This window comes from Pseudomonas cremoricolorata DSM 17059 = NBRC 16634, assembly GCF_000425745.1.
In the GTDB taxonomy this organism is placed as follows: domain Bacteria; phylum Pseudomonadota; class Gammaproteobacteria; order Pseudomonadales; family Pseudomonadaceae; genus Aquipseudomonas; species Aquipseudomonas cremoricolorata.
In genome coordinates this window covers 93,145-112,221 of the sequence record NZ_AUEA01000009.1, presented here as the reverse complement: position 1 = coordinate 112,221, position 19,077 = coordinate 93,145, and the positions used below count along the sequence as shown (strand labels likewise).

Here is a 19,077-nt window from a genome sequence, read left to right as displayed (position 1 = left end):
AATACGCGAAGACAGGTGTTCGTGCCGCTGTGCGGCCACGTCTGATCTGCTCTCCTGAACCCTTTTCTGCCGTAGCGTGCGCCTGCCTGTAGGGTGCAGTGCGCGATGTCATGCGTGTATGTCTGTGTTAATGCACGACATGCCCCGTTCGCTGCGCGCCTAGGAACTGATGTTCAGGGAACACTTCTTTGTCACTGAATAAAGTGCTCTCGCGCGTTATATATCCTGGCACTTTCTATTTGAAAGTGTTCGAACCGCTGCACCCTGAATACGGTAATCAACGTGAACACTCATTCTATTGCTGTCGATGTATTACGGCGTGAAGAACGCCGCCCCACCGATGCACTTGCCGTGTACGCACAGGCGGCCCAGCAACTGGGCAACGCCTCGGTATTTATTCTCGAATCCTTGTCGGGGCCGAGCCGCGATCGGCGCGCCACGATTATTGGCCTGGAGCCTCTGCTGGAAGTGTGCATCGATGAAGACCGCGCCTGGCTGCGCGGCTGTGCGCAGTTGTGCGAGCACGTGTATGCCAGCCTGTGCCAGCACGGGGTGAGCATCGATCCGTCGCTGAACATCGCCCTGCCCGACCGCGACGCGGCCTGGGATGTGCTGAGGCAGGTGCAGGCCTGCTTCGAACCTGCACCCCAAGCACCGGGTAGCCTGGCGTTCTTCGGTTACTTTTCCTACGACTGCGTCCGCTTGATCGAACGGCTGCCCGACCACGCCGAGAAGACTCATGGCTACCCGCTGATCGCCCTCTCGGTGTACCAGACACTGGTCTACCTGCACAGCGACGGCAGCGTGGAAACGCTGATCAACAACCACCCGCTGTGGCCGACCCGTAGCCTGGAAGACTATCCGTTTCTCCACGCACAAGCGCCGGCGACCTCGCACTCGGCGCCGCTGTACCCGCAAGTGTTCGAAGAGACCCGTAGCGTGTCCATCGAACAGTTCCTGCAACGGGTGAACGTGGCGATGGAGCATATCCGCGCCGGTGACGTGTATCAGATTCAACTTGGCCACGAGATCTGCATTCGCTCGACGGTAACGCCCTTCGAGGTCTACCAGAGCCTGCGTCAGCGCAATCCGTCGCCCTACATGTACCTGGCCCACGTCGGCGGCATCGACCTGATCGGCGCCAGTCCGGAGCTGTTCGTACGCCTTGAGGACGACCTCATCGAAATGCGCCCGATCGCCGGCACGGTGGGTAAGAAGCCCGGCGTCGACCCCACTGAACTGGTGCTGGAGCTGACGCGCTCGGAAAAAGAACGGGCCGAACACCTGATGCTCATCGACCTGTGCCGCAACGATATTGGCCGTGTCTGCCAGGCAGGGTCGCTGGAGGTCGATGAATTCATGCGGGTCGAAGAGTACTCCCACCTCTACCACATGGTTTCCAACGTTCGTGGGCTGATGCGTCCGGGCCTGGATGCCTACGACGTGATCAAGGCGTCTTTCCCGGCCGGCACCATGTCCGGTGCGCCCAAGGTCAGGGCCATGCAGTTGATCGAGGGCATGGAGAGCAACCGCCGCGGTATCTACGCCGGGGCGCTGGGGCTGATCGGCTTCGACGGCAGCGTCAACACTGCGCTATGCATCCGCTCCGCGGTGCACGACCAGGGCACCTACCACCTGCGCGCGTCTGCCGGCGTGGTGGCTGACTCGGTCGCCGAGCTGGAATGGAAGGAAACCTTGTACAAGATGGGCTCGGTGTACCGGGCTGTGACCGGCCAGGAGATTGCCCTGTGAAAGTATTCTTGATCGACGCCTACGACAGCTTCGTCTTCATCATCAGCCAGTACTTCGAACAGCTGGGCCTGGAGACCCACGTCGAGCGCCACGACGCGCCGGACCTGATCGAACGCATAGAAGCCTTCGAGCCTGATTTCTGCGTGCTCGGCCCAGGCCCTGGACATCCCGCCGACGTCGGCTACATCGAACTGATCCGGCACTTCGAAGGGCGCCTGCCGTTGCTCGGTGTGTGCCTTGGTCATCAGGCCCTGAGCCTGGCCTACGGTGCCCAGGTCGGCCGAGCGCCGCACGTGATGCATGGCAAGGTCAGCACCATCGTCAACGATGGCAAAGGGGTCTATGCCCATACCGGTGGGGAGCCGATCCAGGCGACCCGCTACCACTCACTGATGATCCTCGACCAGGCGCTGCCCGACTGCCTGGAGGTCAGCTCGCGCTCGACCGATGACCACTACATCATGGGCGTGCGCCATCGCTCGCTTGCGGTCGAGGGCGTGCAGTTCCACCCGGAAAGCATCCTCACCGAGAACGGTCTTGAGCTGTTTCGCAGCTTTATTCGGCAGTATGTGCACTGCCCCCCAAGAGCGCGGCGCCACGCGTTTTCGAGGTCTGCCAGTCGACTGGGGCGTTGAGTCAGAATTGAGGGGTTTTTCAGAGGGCAATAGACGCTGGGCCTGATGATCAGGCCCAGGCGAGTGCTTCAGATGTCCAGCAGCGGCTGGACCTCGTAAGCGGGCGTTTCATACGGGTGGTGCTGGCGCAGCGCGTCGATCACCGTAGTGATCGCCTCGTCGGCCACCACCAGCTCGACCTTCCATTCTTCCAGCACCTCGACCTCGCCGGCGCGGCCGATGAAGGGCTGGCTGCCCTGCATCGGTCGGAACTGGCCCTGGCCCAGGGTCTGCCAGGCGCAATGCTCGTAGTCGCCGATGCGTCCGCCGCCTGCGGCGAACACAGCGGCCTTGACCTGCTCGACATGGCTGTCTGGAACGAAGAAGGCCAGCTTGTACACCGTCAGTCCACCCACACTCGAGCATTGCGGAACATGCGCATCAGCGCTGCATCTTCCTGCCACTCATCCGGACGCCACGAGTTCTGCACCGCGCGGAACACCCGCTCGGGGTGCGGCATCATGATCGTCACGCGGCCATCACGGCTGGTAAGCCCGGTGATGCCACGGGGCGAGCCGTTGGGGTTGGCCGGGTAACGCTCGGTGACCTTGCCGTGGTTGTCGACGAAGCGCAGCGCCACGCAACCGGAGGCATCGGCGGCCTGCATGGCCTGTTCGCTGGCGAACTCCGCGTGGCCTTCACCGTGCGCGATGGCGATCGGCATACGCGAACCGGCCATGCCCTGGAGGAAGATCGAGTTGGATTTTTGCACCTCGACCATGGCCACACGGGCCTCGAACTGCTCCGAGCGGTTACGCACGAAGTGCGGCCAATAGTCGGTGCCGGGAATCAGCTCGTGCAGGTTGGACATCATCTGGCAACCGTTGCACACGCCCAGGGCGAAGCTGTCGGTGCGCTCGAAGAAGGCCTGGAAAGCATCGCGTGCGCGGCTGTTGAACAGCGCCGACTTGGCCCAGCCCTCACCGGCGCCGAGCACGTCGCCGTACGAGAAGCCACCGCAGGCCACCAGGCCCTTGAAGGCTTCGAAATCGACTCGACCAGCGAGGATGTCGCTCATGTGCACATCGATGGCAGCGAAACCTGCCCGGTCGAAGGCGGCAGCCATTTCGACCTGACCGTTGACGCCCTGCTCGCGCAGAATCGCCACCTGCGGGCGCACGCCCTTCTTGATGTAGGGCGCAGCGACATCTTCGTTGACGTCATAGCCAAGCTTGACCGACAGGCCGGGGTTGTCTTCCTCGAGCAGCGCGTCGAACTCCTGCTCGGCGCAGTCGGCGTTGTCGCGCAGGCGCTGGATCTGGTAGCTGGTCTCGGCCCACTGGCGCTGCAAGGTCGAGCGCTTGCCGCTGTACAGCACCTCGTCGCCCAGGCGCACGTAGATATCGTTGTTGTTGATCGGCTGGCCGATCACCGCGGCGCAGTTCTCGCCCAGGCCCGCAGCGCTGAACTGGCTGAGTACCACCGGCGTGGAATCACGACGCACCTGGATCACCGCGCCCAGCTCTTCGTTGAACAGCACTGCGCAGGCTTTTTCGGCGTTGCCGGTGAGGGTCTTGATATCGAGGTTGATACCGCAGTGGCCGGCGAAGGCCATTTCCAGCACGGTGGTCATCAGGCCACCGTCGGAGCGGTCATGGTAGGCCAGCAGGTGACCATCGGCATTCAGGCCCTGGATCACCGCGAAGAAGGCCTTGAGGTCTTCGGCGTTGTCGACATCCGGGGCCTTGTCGGCCAGCTTGCCGTGGGTCTGCGCCAGAATCGAGGCGCCCATGCGGTTCTGCCCGCGGCCCAGGTCGATCAGAATCAGGTCGGTCTCGCCCTTGTCCATGCGCAGTTGCGGGGTCTGGGTCTGACGTACGTCGCTGACCGGGGCGAAGCCGGTGATGATCAGCGACAGCGGCGAGGTGACGCTCTTGTCCTGGCCGGCTTCGCTCCACTGGGTCTTCATCGACATCGAATCCTTGCCCACCGGAATGGTGATGCCCAGCTCAGGGCACAGCTCCATGCCGACGGCCTTGACCGTGTCGTACAGGCGGGCATCTTCACCCGGGTGACCTGCGGCGGACATCCAGTTGGCCGAGAGCTTGATGTCGGACAGCTTGCCGATGCGCGCTGCAGCCAGGTTGGTGATGGTTTCGCCGATGGCCATGCGCCCGGACGCCGGGGCGTCGAGCAGGGCCAGCGGGGTGCGTTCGCCCATGGCCATGGCTTCACCGGTGTAGACGTCGAAGCTGGTCGCGGTGACGGCGCAGTCGGCCACCGGCACCTGCCACGGCCCGACCATCTGGTCGCGGGCCACCAGGCCTGTGATGGTGCGGTCGCCGATGGTGATCAGGAAGCTCTTGCTGGCCACCGCCGGGTGGTGCAGCACGCGCTCGATGCTGTCTTGCAGCGCCAGAGCGGCCGGGTCGAAGGCATCGCCGAGCTCGGCTTCACGGCTGACCGAACGGTGCATGCGCGGCGGTTTGCCCAGCAGCACGTCGAGCGGCATGTCCACCGGGGTGTTGTCGAAGTGGCTGTCGGTGACGGTCAGGTGCGGCTCTTCGGTGGCCTCGCCGACCACCGCGAACGGGCAGCGCTCGCGCTCGCAGATGGCCTGGAAGCGCTCGAAGTGCTCGCTGCTGACGGCCAGCACGTAGCGCTCCTGGGATTCGTTGCTCCAGATTTCGTGAGGGGCCATGCCCGGCTCGTCGTTGGGCACGTTGCGCAGTTCGAAGCGCCCGCCGCGACCGCCGTCGTTGACCAGCTCCGGCAAGGCATTGGAAATGCCGCCGGCGCCGACGTCATGGATGAAGGCGATGGGGTTGGCGTCGCCGAGCTGCCAGCAGCGGTCGATGACCTCCTGGCAGCGGCGTTCCATTTCCGGGTTCTCGCGCTGGACCGAGGCGAAGTCGAGATCGGCCGAGCTGGCACCGGTGGCCACCGACGAGGCAGCGCCGCCGCCCAGGCCGATGAGCATGGCCGGGCCGCCGAGCACGATCAGCTTGGCGCCGACGGTGATTTCACCTTTCTGCACGTGGTCGGCACGGATGTTGCCCATGCCGCCGGCGAGCATGATCGGCTTGTGGTAGCCGCGCACCTCATCGCCATGCGGGGTGCTGATGGCCTGCTCGAAGGTACGGAAGTAGCCGGTCAGCGCCGGACGGCCGAACTCATTGTTGAACGCCGCGCCGCCCAGCGGGCCTTCGATCATGATGTCCAGCGCATCGACGATGCGTTCAGGCTTGCCGTAGGCCTGCTCCCACGGCTGGGCGAAGCCTGGAATGCGCAGGTTGGACACGGTGAAGCCGGTCAGGCCCGCCTTGGGCTTGGCGCCGCGACCGGTGGCGCCTTCGTCGCGGATCTCGCCACCGGAACCGGTGGAGGCGCCGGAGAACGGTGCGATGGCGGTCGGGTGGTTGTGCGTCTCGACCTTCATCAGGATGTGCACAGGCTCCTGCACCGCGCCGTACTGGCGTGTTTCAGGATTGGGGAAGAAGCGCCCGGCGACATTGCCGACGATGACCGAGGCGTTGTCCTTGTAGGCCGAGAGCACACCTTCGCTGTGCATCTGGTAGGTGTTCTTGATCATGCCGAACAGGCTTTTTTCCTGCGCCTGGCCGTCGATGTCCCAGGTGGCATTGAAGATCTTGTGCCGGCAATGCTCGGAGTTGGCCTGGGCGAACATCATCAGTTCGATGTCGTTGGGGTTGCGCTGCAACCCCTGGAAGGCCTCGACCAGGTAGTCGATTTCATCGTCGGCCAGGGCCAGGCCCAGGTCGAGGTTGGCCTGGGCCAGGGCGGCGCGGCCACCGCCGAGCACATCGACCGAGGTCATCGGGCGTGGCTCGGCATGGCTGAAGAGGTCGGCGGCGTCCTGCAGTTGGGCCAGCACGCGCTGGGTCATGCGGTCGTGCAGTTCGGCGGCGACCACTGCGGCATCGGCTTCGCTGAGCTCACCTGCGACGTAATAGGCGATGCCGCGCTCCAGCCGCTGAATGCTCTGCAAACCGCAGTTGTGAGCGATGTCGGTCGCCTTGCTGGCCCAGGGCGAGATGGTGCCCAGGCGCGGCACGACGAGGAACAGGCGGCCCGCAGGCTCCTGCACCGGGACGCTCGGCCCGTACTTGAGCAACCGGCCCAGCACCTGCTGCTGGTCGGTGCCAAGTTCGCCGTCGACGTCGGCAAAGTGGGCGAATTCGGCATACAAACCGGTAACAGCGGAAACTTTCTGGCTCAGTTGCTCGAGTAACTTACCGTGGCGAAAGGCAGAAAGGGCAGGAGCGCCGCGCAGGATCAACATCGTCGGGACAGCCTCAGGAAGGGGTGTGCTTGGAGGCCGTGCATTCTAGCCTAAGTCCACAGCTTTCGGCACCCGCCAGAGGGTAATGCTGCCAAGTGGCTGAATCGGACTTCAGGGTCAGAAAAATGAGCGCCTGCGGGCCTTGCCGAGCTTGCCAGCACCCGGCCGGTCGCTGGCAAGGGCTGAAACGGCTGCGGTTCGCCTGACCTGCTAGCAGACCTGCCTGTCGTTGTCGAGATATGGCGCGGGCAAGGCTTTGCGTATACTGCACCGCATGTTCGCCCAGACTGCTTTGCGCCAGCGTTGCGCCAGATGGCTCATCGCAACCGGACTCTTCCTGATGCTCGGTGCCTGTGTTGAAAAACCCAGCACACTCGAACGCGTCAAGGATGACGGCGTCCTGCGCGTGGTCACCCGCAACAGCCCGGCCACTTATTTCCAGGATCGCAACGGCGAAACCGGCTTCGAATACGAGCTGGTCAAGCGCTTCGCCGACGACCTCGGGGTGGAGCTGAAGATCGAAACCGCCGACAACCTCGACGACCTCTTCAGCCAACTGGGCAGCCCTTCCGGCCCGGTGCTGGCCGCCGCCGGTCTGGTCAGCAGCGAGAAACGCAACGCCCAGGCCAGGTTCTCGCACCCTTATCTGCAAGTCACGCCGCAGGTCATCTACCGCAACGGCCGCCCGCGCCCGACCCAGCCCAGCGGCCTGGTGGGCAAGAAGATCATGGTGCTCAAGGGCAGCAGCCACGCCGAACAGCTGGCGGCGCTCAAGCAGCAGTATCCGGGACTCGAATACGAAGAGTCCGATGCGGTGGAGGTGGTCGACCTGCTGCGCATGGTCGATGAAGGGCAGATCGACCTGACCCTGGTCGACTCCAACGAACTGGCGATGAACCAAGTGTATTTCTCCAATGTGCGCGTGGCCTTCGACCTGGGCGATACCCGCGACCAGCGCTGGGCAGTGGCCGCCGGCGAAGACGACAGCCTGCTGAACAAGGTCAACGACTTCATCGACAAGGCGCAGAAGGACGGCACCTTGCAGCGCCTCAAGGACCGCTACTACGGGCATGTCGATGTACTCGGTTACGTCGGCGCCTACACCTTCGCCCAGCACTTGCAGCAGCGCCTGCCCAAGTACGAAAAACACTTCAAGGCCAGTGCCAAGGTCGAGCAGGTCGATTGGCGGCTGCTGGCCGCGATCGGCTATCAGGAATCGATGTGGCAGCCGGAAGTCACCTCCAAGACCGGCGTGCGCGGGCTGATGATGCTGACCCAGCGCACCGCCCAGGCCATGGGCATCTCCAACCGCCTCGACGCCCGGCAGAGCATCCAGGGCGGGGCCAAGTACTTCATGCTGGTCAAGGATCAGCTCGACGACAGCATCAAGGAGCCGGACCGCACCTGGTTCGCCCTGGCCGGCTACAACGTCGGCAGCGGCCACCTGGAAGACGCCCGCACCCTGGCCAAACGCGAAGGGCTGAACCCGAACAAGTGGCTGGACGTGAAGAAGATGCTGCCGCGCCTGGCGCAGAAGCAGTGGTACAGCAAGACCCGCTACGGCTATGCCCGCGGCGGTGAGCCGGTGCACTTCGTCGCCAACATCCGCCGTTACTACGACATCCTCACTTGGGTGACCCAGCCGCAGCTCGAAGGCCAGCCGGGTGAAGGCGCCCTGCATGTGCCGGGGGTGAACAAGGACAAGCCGGTGGACGCGGCGCAGCCGTGAGTGTCGGGTCGGTGGGGGCTGGGCCTGCTTTGCACCCCCTATACCGACGCGAACAACCCCCTCACCCCTTCCCCCGCCGCGCCTTGAAGAACTCGCTCAGCACCCGCCCGCACTCCTCGGCCAATACCCCGCCTTCCACCAGCACCCGGTGATTGAGAAACCCTTGGGCGAAGAACTGTCCCTGGCTCTGCACCACTCCGGCCTTGGGTTCGCTGGCGCCGTAGACCACCCGCGCCACACGGGCGTGGACGATCAGCCCGGCGCACATGCTGCATGGCTCGAGGGTCACGTACAGGGTGCTGCCCGGCAGGCGGTAGTTGCTGGCGGCATGGGCGGCGGCGCGGATAGCGACCATCTCGGCATGGGCGCTGGGGTCGCTGTCGAGAATCGGTCGGTTGAAGCCCTGGCCGATGACCTCGCCCTGCTGCACCAGCACCGCACCCACCGGCACCTCGCCCAGCGCCGCGCCTTCGCCAGCCAGGGCCAGGGCCAGACTCATGAATTCCTGATCGCGGCTGCGATCGATGATCTGCGGGCGCATCAAACCACCGCGATAGCGGCCATCAGACCGGTTTCCATATGGTCGATGACATGGCAGTGGAACATCCAGGTGCCAGGGTTATCGGCCACCAGGGCGACCTGGGCACGTTCGTTCTTGCCCAGCAGGTAGGTGTCGGTGAACCACGGCTCACGGATTTCGTGGCGGTTGGAGTTGATCACCTTGAAGCTCATGCCATGCAGGTGAATCGGGTGCTGGTACTGGGTCATGTTCTTCAGTTCGAAGATGTAGCTCTTGCCCTTCTGCAAGGTAGCGATGGGCCGGTCGGCGCAGGTCTTGTCGGTGATGTCCCAGGCCTGGCCGTTGATCTGCCACAGGCTCGGCGGGCGACCGTTGTCGGTGTCCACCGACACCTTGCCGGCCCACTCGAAGTTGAAATTGAGCTTCTCGGCATTGTCCAGGTCGGGTTCTGCGATCGGGTTGGCCGGCAGTGCCTTGGGCCAGTCGCCGGGCGCTTGCTCGCTGGGCACCGAGCGCAAGGTGCCGAGACGCACGAAGCCATCGCGCAGGGAAATCTCTTCGCCGGCCTGGGGAATGCGAATCGCCAGGCAGATACGCATGCCAGGGCCGAGCCAGTAGTCGTCCTCCAGCGGCCGTGGGGTAATCGGGTTACCGTCCAGGGCGTAGATGCGCGCCTCGCAATTGCCGCGCAGGTTGATGCGGTAGGTCCAGGTGTTGTCGAGGTTGAGCAAACGCACCCGTACCACCTGCCCGGCCGGCAGTTCAGTCACTGCATCGGCCGCGCCATTGATGGTGATCAGGCGCCCGGCAGTGCCGTTGCGCGCTGCCTCGCGGGGTACGCTGAAGGGCATGAATTCGCCCTGCTCGTCGACGTGCCAGGTCTTCAGGCTCAGCGTGCGTTCATGGGCGAAACCGGTAGGCTCACGCTCCTCGACGATCAGCGGGCCGACCAGCCCGCGACCGAGCTCTTCGGAACTGCTGACATGGGGGTGATACCAGTAGCTGCCGGCGTCCGGCACGCGGAACTTGTAGTCGAAGTATTCGCCCGGTTTGACCGGCAACTGCGACACGTACGGCACCCCGTCCATTTCCAGGGGCAGGCGAATGCCGTGCCAGTGAATGGTGGTTTCCACCGGCAGATGGTTGATGAAGCGCACCCGCAGCCAGGTGCCCTGGCGCACGCGCAACTCGGTGCCGGGCGCCGACGGGCCGAAGGCCCAGGCCTGGGTCTTGAAGCCTGGCACCAGCTCGACATCCAGCGGCGCTGCGATCAGCTCGTAATCGTGCCCGGCGTTGTCGTCCTCGACCTTGCCAAGCCAGTAGCGCGCCGCGCCCCCCGCGCCCAGGCCTACCACCACCAGGCCACTGAGGCCCATGAGCATTTGTCGACGGGTTACGGACATCGGTGCGGGTACCTCGTAATGCCAAGTCAATTTGCCAGCATGGCCGGCGATCAAGGGCGAATACGATACACCTGCAATTGAGAAAGATTAAGTGAACTCTGCCCGCGGCAGGCTCGAGGCCTGCCCGGCAAGGGGCTCAGGTCAGGCAGGGAAATGCTGCTGGGCGATTTCCAGCACTTGCTGCTCGTTGATCGGCGCCAGAGCTGCCACCGCCCACAGGTCGAACGCCGGGTAGGCGCGCTGGATCGGCAGCACCATGTCGAAGCCGGCAGCCTGCAACGAAGCGGTCAGCACTTTCTTGGTGAAACCGCAGCGATGAGCCATGAACAGGTTGCCGTCGGCCATGGCCGGACGATGGCCGTAGAGAATGTCGATTGGCGCGATGGGCCCGGCCGGCGAACGGTAGGCCTCGTCGGTGAGTTTGTCTTCGGCCACCAGCGCGCATACCGATTGCAGGTCAGGGCAGGTAATCACCACGAAGCCGCCGGGCTTGAGCACGCGTTTGAACTCGCCCAGGGCCACCGGCACTTCATGGGGGTAGAGGTGCTCGATGTTGTGGCTGGAGAACAGCGCATCGACCGACGCATCGGGCACCTGCGACATGTCGGTCATGGTGCCGAGAATGTCCGGGTTGACGCTCTGATCGATGTCGAAGCGCAGCTCCTGCCAGTCGTCAGTGGCAAACCCTTTGGTGGTACCGCTCTTGTTCTTGGGACCGCAACCGACATGAAGGAAGGTTTTCACTGATGGGTACTCGCGCAAAGTGCCAGGAAAGAAAGACGCCGGCGCCCTCGCACTTTGGCGGATAGACGCGGCTTCCCGCGCACACTAGTGGCGCCTCGATACGCGGTCAAGCACCCTGCCCCGGCCCCCTATCGGCCCGGTCGGAGCCGCGCGGTAGAGCGTGCGGGACATGCTGAATGACCGCCTTTTTACAAGCTCAGCCTATAGATAGCGTGCTTTTTATAACCAAAAGAAAGCAAAAGGCAAAACGCCATCAATAAACGATCTTAAGGTTTTTTCAGCCCAGGTCGCTAAACGACGTGGGGGGCTATCCATTCCCGGCCCAAGGCTACGGCGACAACGCTGGCAGCGCACAAAAACCTTAGACAGGATGCGTTCATGAGCTACATCTCTTCGTTGACCCCGGCGCAAGTCGCTGCCTTGAGTACGGCCACCATCGCCCGCTTGGCGACCCAGGATATCGCCGCCCTGAGCACCGCTCAGATCGCTCAGATGACCACGGCGCAGATCGCCGTGATCAGCAAACCCAACATCGCCGTGCTGTCGGCCACGCAACTGCCGGCACTGACCACCGCGCAGATCGTCGCCCTGACCACCGCCCAGGTGACCGCGCTGAAGGCCACCCAGGTCGCCGCGCTGACCACCACCCAGGTCGCCGCCCTCGAAACCGCTGACCTCGCCGCCCTGCCGGTGACCAGCATCGCGGCACTGACCAGTGCGCAGACCGCCGCGCTCACTACCGACCAGGTCGTGGCGTTGACCACCGTGCAGGTGGCTGCGCTGAAAACCACCCAGGTCGCTGCCCTGACCACGGCCCAGATCGCAGCCATGCAGACGGTCGATATCGCTGCCCTGACGACTACCAGCGTGGTCGCCCTGACCACTGCCCAGGTCGCAGCGCTCACCACCGCTCAAGTCGCCGCGCTCAAGTCGACGCAGATCGCCGCGATGGAAACCGCCGACGTCGCCGCACTGACCACTGCGCAAATCGTGGCCCTGACCACCGCTCAGGTCGCCGCCCTGAAGACCACCCAAGTCGCTGCGTTGACCACCGCGCAGATCGCGGCCATGGAAACCGCTGACATCGCCGCCCTGCCCGTGACCAGCGTTGCGGCGCTGACCACGGCACAGGCCGCAGCGCTGACCACCGATCAAATCGTCGCCCTGACCACCGCCCAGGTCGCCGCACTCAAGCCGGCCCAGGTGGCCGCATTGAGCACCGCCCAGGTGGCCGCCATGCAGGCCGTCGATATCGCTGCGCTCAGCACCGCCGGTATCGTTGCGCTGACCACCGCGCAAGTCGCGGCACTGACCACCGCACAGGTCGCCGCGCTCAAGGCCAACCAGGTCGCGGCCATGGAAACGGCTGATATCGCCGCCCTGACCACCGCCCAGGTGGTGGCGCTGACCACCGCTCAGGTCGCTGCGCTGACCACGGCACAAGTCGCCGCCCTGACCACCACGCAAGTGGCCGCCATGGAAACCGCCGATATCGGCGCACTGACCAACGCCAGCGTCGTGGCGCTGACCACCGCCCAGGTCGCGGCCCTGACCACCGCGCAGGTGGCAGCACTCAAACCGACGCAAATCGCCGCCATGCAAACCGTCGACGTCGCCGCCCTGACCACCGCCCAGGTGGTGGCCTTGGGCACCGCGCAAGTGGCTGCGCTGACCACCGCGCAGGTCGCCGCGCTCACCACCACGCAAGTGGCCGCCATGGAAACCGCCGATATCGCCGCCCTGCCGGTGACCAGCGTTGCTGCCCTGACCACTGCGCAGACCGCTGCGCTGACCACCGCTCAGGTGGTGGCGCTGACCACCGCGCAAGTGGCCGCGCTCAAGCCTGCCCAGGTGGCCGCGCTGACGACTACTCAGGTCGCCGCACTGCAAACCGTCGACGTGGCGGCCCTGACCACGGCCGCCGTCGTGGCCCTGACCACTGCGCAAGTGGCAGCACTCACCACCGCGCAAGTGGCCGCGCTCAAGCCAAGCCAGGTTTCCGCCATGGAGACCGCCGATGTCGCGGCGCTGACTACCGCCCAGGTAGTCGCCCTGACCACTGCGCAAGTGGCAGCACTCACCACCGCGCAAGTGGCCGCGCTGACCACCGCTCAAGTGGCCGCGATGGAAACTGCTGACGTCGCCGCCCTGCCAGTGAACAGCGTCGCTGCGCTGACCACCGCCCAGGCCGCAGCCCTGACCACTGCGCAAGTGGTCGCCCTGACCACCGCTCAGGTGGCCGCACTCAAGCCGGCGCAAGTGGCTGCGCTGACGACTGAACAAATCGCCGCCATGCAGCCGGTGGATGTCGCCTCGCTGAGCAACGCTGCCGTGGTTGCCCTGACCACCGCTCAGGTCGCGGCGCTGACCACCGCTCAGGTGGCGGCACTCAAGCCAAGCCAGGTCGCGGCCATGGAAACCGCCGACGTCGCAGCGCTGACCACCGCCCAGGTCGTGGCGCTGACCACCGCTCAGGTGGCCGCCTTGACCACCGCTCAGGTGGCCGCACTGACCACCACGCAACTGGCGGCCATCGAAACCGCCGACATCGCCGCCCTCACCACCGCAGGCGTGGTGGCCCTGACCACCGCTCAGGTCGCGGCCCTGACCACGGCACAGGTCGCCGCGCTCAAGCCGGCGCAAGTGGCAGCGATGCAGACCGTCGATGTCGCCGCGCTGACCACCGCGCAAGTGGTGGCCCTGACCACCGCGCAAGTCGCAGCCCTCACCACCGCGCAGGTCGCTGCCCTGAGCACCGCTCAAGTGGCGGCCATGGAAACCGCCGATGTCGCCGCATTGACCGTCAACGGCGTCGCCGCATTGACCACCGCGCAGACCGCCGCGCTCACCACTGCACAAGTGGTGGCGCTAACCACCGCGCAGGTGGCCGCGCTCAAGCCGGCGCAGATCGCCGCACTGACCACCACACAGGTGGCGGCGCTGCAAACCGTTGACGTCGCGGCGCTGACCACCGCCAGCATCGTGGCCCTGAGCACCGCCCAGGTAGCGGCACTGACCACCGCGCAGATCGCCGCGCTGAAGCCGACCCAGGTCGTCGCTCTGGAAACCGCTGATGTCGCCGCACTGACCACCGCCCAGGTGGCGGCCCTGACCACGGTCCAGGTCGCTGCCCTCAAGCCGACGCAGATCGCCGCCCTGACCACCGCGCAAGTGGCGGCCATGGAAACCGTCGACGTCGCTGCGCTGACCACCACCAGCATCGTCGCCCTGACCACCGCACAGGTGGCGGCGCTGACCACCGCCCAGGTCGCTGCGCTCAAGCCGACGCAGATCGTTGCCATGGAAACCGCTGACGTCGCCGCGCTGACTACCGATCAAGTGGTGGCGCTGACCACGGCCCAGGTGGCCGCGCTCAAGCCAACGCAGATCGCTGCCCTCACCACCGCGCAGATCGCCGCGATGGAGACCGCTGACATCGCCGCCCTGCCGTTGGGTAGCATCGCCGCACTGACCACCGCACAGACCGCGGCGCTGACCACCGCACAGATCGTCGCCCTTACCACCGCCCAGGCCGGCGCGCTCAAGCCTGCTCAGGTCGCTGCGCTGACCACCACGCAAGTGGCGGCCATGCAGCCGGTCGATCTGGCCTCGCTGAGCAGCGCAGGCATCGTCGCGCTGACCACCGCCCAGGTCGCAGCCTTGACCACCGCCCAGGTCGCCGCGCTGAAACCCACGCAGATCAGCGCCATGGAAACCGCTGACGTCGCGGCCCTGACCACCGCTCAGGTGGTGGCCCTCGGCACCGCCCAGGTGGCCGCGTTGACCACCGCCCAAGTGGCGGCACTGACCACCACCCAGGTGGCGGCCATCGAGGCCGTCGACATTGCCGCTCTGACCACCGCCGGAGTCATCGCCCTGACCACCGCACAGGTTGCGGCGCTCACGACCGCGCAAGTGGCCGCCCTGAAACCGACGCAGATCGCGGCCATGCAAACCGTGGATGTGGCCTCGCTGACCACCGCGCAGATCGTCGCCCTGACCACCGCACAGGTCGCGGCGCTGACTACCGCCCAGGTGGCGGCCCTCACCACTGCCCAGGTCGCCGCGCTGGAAACCGCTGACCTGGCCGCGCTGCCAGTCAACAGCATCGCTGCCCTGACCACCGCCCAAACTGCCGCACTGACCACCGACCAGGTCGTCGCCCTGACCACCGCCCAGGTGGCCGCGCTGAAACCGGCCCAGGTTGCGGCCCTGACCACCACGCAAGTGGCGGCCATGCAGACGGTCGACGTCGCCGCTCTGAGCACCGCCGGCATCGTCGCGCTGACCACCGCCCAGGTGGCCGCGATGACCACCGCCCAGGTCGCCGCGCTGAAACCCACGCAGATCGCCGCGATGGAGAACGCCGACCTGGCCGCCTTGACCACCGCCCAGGTGGTCGCGCTGACCACTGCCCAAGTGGCCGCGCTCAAGCCGACGCAGATCGCGGCCCTCACCACCACGCAAGTGGCGGCTCTGGAAAACGCCGACCTGGCAGCCCTGAGCAACCCGCAGCTGGTGGCCCTGACCACGGCCCAGGTCGCTGCACTGACCACTGCACAAGTGGCTGCGCTGAAACCGACGCAGATCGCTGCGATGGAAAACGCCGACATCGCCGCACTGACCACCGCTCAGGTAGTAGCGCTGACCACCGCGCAAGTGGCCGCGTTGACCACCGCCCAGGCCGCAGCGCTGACCACCACCCAGGTGGCCGCGCTGGAAACCGCCGACGTCGCGGCGCTGTCGCTGGCCAGTGTGGCGAGCCTGACCACCGCGCAGACCGCGGCACTGACCACGGCTCAGGTGGTGGCGTTGACCACCGCACAAGTGGCCGCGCTCAAGGTCGGCCAGATCGCAGCGCTGACCACCACGCAAGTGGCGGCCATGGAAACCGCTGATGTCGCGGCGCTGACCAATGCCCAGGTCGTGGCATTGACCACTGCCCAAGTGGCCGCCCTGACCACGGCGCAGATCGTCGCCCTCAAAGCGACCCAGTTCGCGGCGATGGAAACCGCTGACATCGCAGCGCTGACCACCGCGCAGATCATCGCCATCGAAACCACCGACATGGCCGCCCTGACCACTGCGCAAGTGGCCGCGCTGACCACCACCCAGGCGGCAGCCCTGACCACCGCGCAGTTGTCGCACCTGTCGATGAACCAGGTCGATGCCTTCACCACCGCGCAATTGCAGGCCATGAGCGCCAGCCAGATCGATGCCTTGGCGCTGTCGACCCCGCTGGTGCTCGACCTCAATGGCGACGGTGTGCAAACCCGCCACCTGAGCAATGGGGTCAAGTTCGACCTCAACGCCGACGGCCACAAGGAAACCACCGGCTGGGCCAGCGGCGGTGACGGCCTGCTGGTGCTCGACCGCAACGGCGACGGCCTGGTCAACGACGGTTCGGAGCTGTTCGGTTCGGCCTTCCGCCTGCCCGATGGCTCGCTGGCCAAGGACGGCTTCGAGGCCCTGGCCAGCCTGGACAGCAATCACGATGGCGTGGTCAATGCCTCTGACGCGCTGTTCGCCGCCCTGCAAGTGTGGGTCGACCGCAACGACGATGGCATCACCGATGCCGGCGAGCTGCACAGCCTGAGCGATCTGGGCATCACCCAGTTCAACCTCGATGTGAGCAAGACCGCCGAGCTCAACCATGGCAACCTGATCGGCCTCAACGCCAGCTTCGAAACCAGCGACGGCCAGAGCCACAGCATCGCCGACGTGTGGTTCCGTACCGATGGCAACAGCGCCCAGGCCATCGACCTCAGCCAGCGTGACGGGCAGACCGTGGCCCACGTCGACCTGGCCGCCGATGGCGCCAAGGCCACCAGCCTGACCCTCGATGCCGCAGCCGTGGCAGCGCTGGGCCAGGCGGTACAGGGTGAAGCCGGCAACGGCGCGGCGGCGCCGGTGCAGTTGATCGTCGACGGTGCGCACAACGACAGCGTCAACCTCAGCGGCGATGCCGGCCAGTGGCAGTCGGCGGGCACCACCGAAGTGGACGGCGCCAGCTACAACGTGTTCAACGACGGCGACGTGCAACTGCTGGTCGCAACCGATGTGCAGACTTGGATTCACTGATCGTCAGTGGTAAACCTTGACTGACCCGATACCGAGCTCGAAAGAGCTCGGTATTTTTTTATTGGCGGAGAACCTGGCGCCATGCCTACCGACATCCTTCACAGCCCCGACCTCGACGCGGTGCTGGCAGCCGCCCTGCAACTGGCCGAGCGCGCCGCGCTCGAACCCATGCGCCTGCTGGAAACCGCCGAGCGCCTCAATGCCGCCCAGCGTCCACGCGACGTAGCCGTGCTGTATCAGCACTGGCTGCGCCATTGTCACTCGTCGGTCAACTACATCATTCAGTTCAACCTCGGTGCGACCCTGACCGGGCTGGGCGAGCTGGCCGGGGCCGAACAGGCCTACCGCGCCGCCATCACGCAGAACCCCGAGTTCGCCCAGGCCTGGTTCAACCTGGGCGCGCTGCAAGAACGTCAGCAACAGCCGCAACAGGCGCTGGCGACCTGGCAGGCGATGCTCGACCAGCGCTTGGTCGATGCCGAGCACAGCCGCGAGCTGTACCTGATGACCTGTAACGCCCTGGGCCGACTCTCGGAAGAAACCCGTGCGTTCGCCGCCGCCGAAGCGGCGTTGCAGGCCAGCCTGATCGCTGCCCCCGCGCAGCCCAAGGTGATTCAGCATTGGCTGCACCTGCGCCAGAAGCAATGCGTATGGCCGGCCTTCAGCACTTTGCCGGGCGTCAGCGCAGGCGATCTGCTCAAGGCCGCCTCGCCGCTCGCGCTGCTGGCGGCCAGCGACGAACCGGGCCTGCAACTGGCGGCGGCCATGCGCTTCGTGCGTGAGCGGGTCAGGCAACCGGGGCTGAGCCTGGCGCCTGCCGAGGGCTATGCCCACGACAAACTGCGCATCGGTTTTCTGTCTTCGGATTTCTGCCTGCACGCGGTGTCGCTGCTGACCGTCGAGCTGTTCGAGCTGATCGACCGCAGCCAGTTCGAGGTGTATGGCTTCTGCTGGAGCCGCGAGGACGGTTCGGCCCTGCGTCAGCGGGTGCGTCAGGCGATGGATCATTTCGTGCCCATCGGTGAGCTGGATGACAATGCCGCCGCACAGTGCATCCGCCGCCATGAAATCGACATTCTCATCGACCTGCATGGCCTGACCGCCGGTGCCCGCCCGGACATCCCCGCCCTGCGCCCGGCGCCGGTGCAAATGACCTATCTGGGTTTTCCCGGCAGCACCGGCCTGCCCGGCATCGACTACGTGATCGCCGACCAGTACCTGATCCCCGACCGGGAAAAGCCCTACTACAGCGAAACGCCTCTGTATCTGGCGCAGATCTACCAGTGCAGCGACCGCCAGCGCCCGGTCGCCGAGCTGCCCAGCCGCGCCGACTGCGGCCTGCCTGCCGAGCGCTTCGTGTTCTGCTCGTTCAACAACAACTACAAGTTCAATGAAGCGGTGTTCGACTGCTGGATGCGCATTCTTCAGCGCACCCCGGGCAGCGTGCTCTGGCTGCTGGCGGACAACCCCTGGGCCCAGGGCAACCTGTGCGCACGGGCCGCCGAGCAAGGCGTCGATCCGCAGCGCCTGCTGTTCGCCCCGCGGGTGGCGCCGGCGCAGTACCTGGCCCGCTACAGCGCCGCCGACCTGTTCCTCGACACTTACCCGTTCAACGCCGGCACCACCGCCAACGATGCGCTGTGGATGGGCCTGCCGGTGCTGACCCGCTCGGGTCGCACCTTCGCCTCGCGCATGGCCGGCAGCCTGCTCACCGCGCTGGGCCTGCCGGAGCTGATCTGCCAGTCGCTGCAAGCCTATGAAGACCGCGCCGTGGAGCTGGCGAGCAACCCGCAGCGCCTGACCAGCCTGCGCCAGCGCCTGCAGGCCGGGCGCGAATCGTCGGTGCTGTTCGACACGCCACGCTTCGTAAGGGATTTCGAGGATGCGCTCAAGCGGGTGGCGCTAAGACAGCCGCTGGCCCAGGGCTGAGC

Annotated in this window: 10 protein-coding genes; 5 read left to right on the top strand and 5 right to left on the bottom strand. The window is 65.7% G+C overall.

Going from position 1 to position 19,077, the window contains the following annotated elements; all coding sequences use genetic code 11:
• Nucleotides 1-282: 282 nt before the first annotated feature.
• Together H618_RS0111760 and H618_RS21630 are read left to right on the top strand one after the other, a co-directional pair.
• Nucleotides 283-1,752, top strand: coding sequence for an anthranilate synthase component I family protein (locus tag H618_RS0111760; RefSeq protein WP_033727653.1), 1,470 nt, complete (start codon nt 283-285; stop codon nt 1,750-1,752).
• On the top strand, nt 1,749-2,387 hold the full coding sequence (locus H618_RS21630; protein ID WP_050577295.1) for an anthranilate synthase component II: 639 nt from the start codon (nt 1,749-1,751) through the stop codon (nt 2,385-2,387). The genes H618_RS0111760 and H618_RS21630 overlap by 4 nt, the downstream gene beginning before the upstream one ends.
• A 68-nt stretch (nt 2,388-2,455) precedes the next feature.
• Here H618_RS21630 and H618_RS0111750 read toward each other — a convergent pair whose 3' ends face one another.
• Nucleotides 2,456-2,767: a YqfO family protein gene (locus H618_RS0111750; RefSeq protein WP_028695258.1), complete on the bottom strand. Its 312-nt coding sequence runs from the start codon at nt 2,765-2,767 to the stop codon at nt 2,456-2,458.
• 2 nt (nt 2,768-2,769) lie between these two features.
• On the bottom strand, nt 2,770-6,669 hold the full coding sequence (purL, locus tag H618_RS0111745; protein ID WP_028695257.1) for a phosphoribosylformylglycinamidine synthase: 3,900 nt from the start codon (nt 6,667-6,669) through the stop codon (nt 2,770-2,772).
• 274 nt (nt 6,670-6,943) lie between these two features.
• Between purL and mltF the strand changes: the two genes are divergently transcribed.
• Entirely contained in the window at nt 6,944-8,398 is a 1,455-nt protein-coding gene (gene mltF, locus H618_RS0111740; protein ID WP_028695256.1) for a membrane-bound lytic murein transglycosylase MltF, read from the top strand.
• A gap of 61 nt (nt 8,399-8,459) precedes the next feature.
• Here the strand turns inward: mltF and tadA are convergent, their stop codons facing one another.
• The 3 genes from tadA to H618_RS0111725 all read right to left on the bottom strand — a co-directional run bounded on the left by tadA (nt 8,460) and on the right by H618_RS0111725 (nt 11,065).
• Complete coding sequence (tadA, locus tag H618_RS0111735) at nt 8,460-8,939, bottom strand: tRNA adenosine(34) deaminase TadA (protein ID WP_028695255.1); 480 nt, start codon at nt 8,937-8,939, stop codon at nt 8,460-8,462.
• Complete coding sequence (locus H618_RS0111730) at nt 8,939-10,321, bottom strand: multicopper oxidase family protein (protein WP_028695254.1); 1,383 nt, start codon at nt 10,319-10,321, stop codon at nt 8,939-8,941. The genes tadA and H618_RS0111730 overlap by 1 nt, the downstream gene beginning before the upstream one ends.
• Nucleotides 10,322-10,462: 141 nt before the next feature.
• On the bottom strand, nt 10,463-11,065 hold the full coding sequence (locus tag H618_RS0111725; protein ID WP_028695253.1) for a class I SAM-dependent methyltransferase: 603 nt from the start codon (nt 11,063-11,065) through the stop codon (nt 10,463-10,465).
• 378 nt (nt 11,066-11,443) lie between these two features.
• Here H618_RS0111725 and H618_RS21625 point away from each other — a divergent pair, with 378 nt between their 5' ends.
• Nucleotides 11,444-17,146, top strand: coding sequence for a beta strand repeat-containing protein (locus H618_RS21625; RefSeq protein ID WP_211232359.1), 5,703 nt, complete (start codon nt 11,444-11,446; stop codon nt 17,144-17,146).
• 81 nt (nt 17,147-17,227) lie between these two features.
• Nucleotides 17,228-19,075, top strand: a complete 1,848-nt coding sequence (locus H618_RS0111715; RefSeq protein WP_028695251.1) for an O-linked N-acetylglucosamine transferase, SPINDLY family protein — start codon at nt 17,228-17,230, stop codon at nt 19,073-19,075.
• The last annotated feature ends 2 nt before the right edge of the window (nt 19,076-19,077 follow it).